Source organism: Stenotrophomonas sp. HMWF003, from assembly GCF_003061285.1.
Lineage (GTDB): Bacteria > Pseudomonadota > Gammaproteobacteria > Xanthomonadales > Xanthomonadaceae > Stenotrophomonas > Stenotrophomonas maltophilia_AP.
The window spans coordinates 1-1,441 of sequence record NZ_QAIW01000153.1 but is presented as its reverse complement, the minus strand read 5'-3'; the positions used below and the strand labels follow the sequence as shown (position 1 = coordinate 1,441).

The following is a 1,441-nucleotide window of genomic DNA, read 5'->3' as shown; positions in this document are numbered from 1 at the left end:
ACGCGTAGCCGTTGCCGCCAACGCGACAGCCCCATGCCGGTGTCGCGCTGCCATTGGCGGGTGAGCGTCCGGCTGGACAGGCCGGCGAACGCGGCCCAGTGCTCGACGCTGCGGTTGTCCTCGGGATGGGCGGCGAACGCGCTGGCCACACGTCGCAGCCGTCGATCCTGCGGGTGTGCCAGGGCCAACGGCAACGCCGGGTGGGTGGCGATCTCATCCACGATCACCCCTGCAAGACGTCGCTGGGCAGCGCCCAACGGACCGGGCGGCCACTGTTGCGCGCGCGCGATGGCGGCCTGCAGCAGCGGCCCCGGTGCCAGGATCCGGGGCTGGTCGGGCAGCAGCGCGCTCGCGGCCGCGTTGAAATACAGGCTCCACCCCTCGAAGCCCTGTGGCGCCAGCAACGCGTGCGGCAGGTCAGGCGGAATCCAGGCCAGGTGGCCGGCCGGCAACAGCCAGTGCGTGGCCCCCACGTCGATCTGCATCAGGCCGCTGTCGGCGCCCAACAGTTGCCCGCGCGCATGCTGGTGGCGCGGTGTGCGCCGTGGACCGGCCTTGCCGCCACGCGGGACGCTGCGGGCAGCGAACAGCACCGGGCCGGCGGGGTCATCGGCCATCGCAGGGTCGAGCAGGGCGGAGTGTGTCGGATCTTCCATATCTGTTGGCAGTTATACGACAGAACCGCCGCCGCGGTGGTTCGATACTGGCCGTCCCCCCGTTGGAGTGCGCCGCGATGCGACCTGAAGACCTGTTGCCGGATGACCACGACCATGTGCAACGCGCCGGCATCACCGTGCGCAAGGGCAGCGTCGGCGCGTTCCTGGCCAACGCGACAATCCTGCTCGATGCCGATCAGGACGCTGCTGCGCGCAACGCCGCCGAACATGACCTGCTGGCGCTGCTGCCTGGGCTGCACGCCCTGGGCCTGTTCGACGTGCTGGTGCCGAAGGATGCCGCGTTGCGGCAGCTGGTGGAACAGCACCGCTGACTGCGCTCCCCGCGTAGCGCCGCATGCCACTCGTGCCTAGCGTTTCATCGCGCTCCGACCTCTCGCAGCGCTGCGGGGCGCAGCACGTCCGTGCCATGGATAGGCATGTCATATGGAAGCTTGCGAGCCATCCACAAATCGAAATAGAAAAACTGTGAAGCCCGCGATGCATTGTCGGTTCTGGCTCTTCGCTACGCCCAGTGCCGCTCGTAGCCTGCCTGTATCCACCGATGCAGAGTTCCAATGGACCTGGACACGCACGTCAACGCGCCTATCGACATGGGCCATCGCAGCTTCCTCGCGCAGACCCACGCCATCATCGACCCCACCCAGGTGGCGGCCGCCTGCTTCGCCGATCTCCCCGCCGAGCCGCTGGAGCCCGCGGAGCTGAAGGGGTGTCTGCGCCAACCGCCGCTGCTGGTGGCGCTGGATACATTGTCCTGGGAACGGCGG

General features: G+C 68.7%; 3 protein-coding genes. 2 read left to right on the top strand and 1 reads right to left on the bottom strand.

Going from position 1 to position 1,441, the window contains the following annotated elements; translation table 11 throughout:
• Positions 1-656, bottom strand: a 656-nt coding sequence (locus DBR34_RS05880; protein ID WP_258223700.1) for a helix-turn-helix transcriptional regulator, incomplete at its 3' end; no start/stop codon positions are given.
• 77 nt (positions 657-733) lie between these two features.
• Between DBR34_RS05880 and DBR34_RS05875 the strand changes: the two genes are divergently transcribed.
• Positions 734-988 carry a hypothetical protein gene (locus tag DBR34_RS05875; RefSeq protein WP_128096075.1) on the top strand — a complete coding sequence of 85 codons (255 nt, stop codon included), beginning with the start codon at positions 734-736 and terminating at the stop codon, positions 986-988.
• Between the two features lie 243 nt (positions 989-1,231).
• Positions 1,232-1,441: hypothetical protein (locus DBR34_RS05870; RefSeq protein WP_146186775.1), on the top strand; the 210-nt coding region annotated here is incomplete at its 3' end.

What these genes read in the sequence shown, in the direction of transcription:
- DBR34_RS05875 (WP_128096075.1), top strand. Translation starts at nt 734, where the DNA reads ATGCGACCTGAAGACCTGTTGCCGGATGACCACGACCATGTGCAACGC.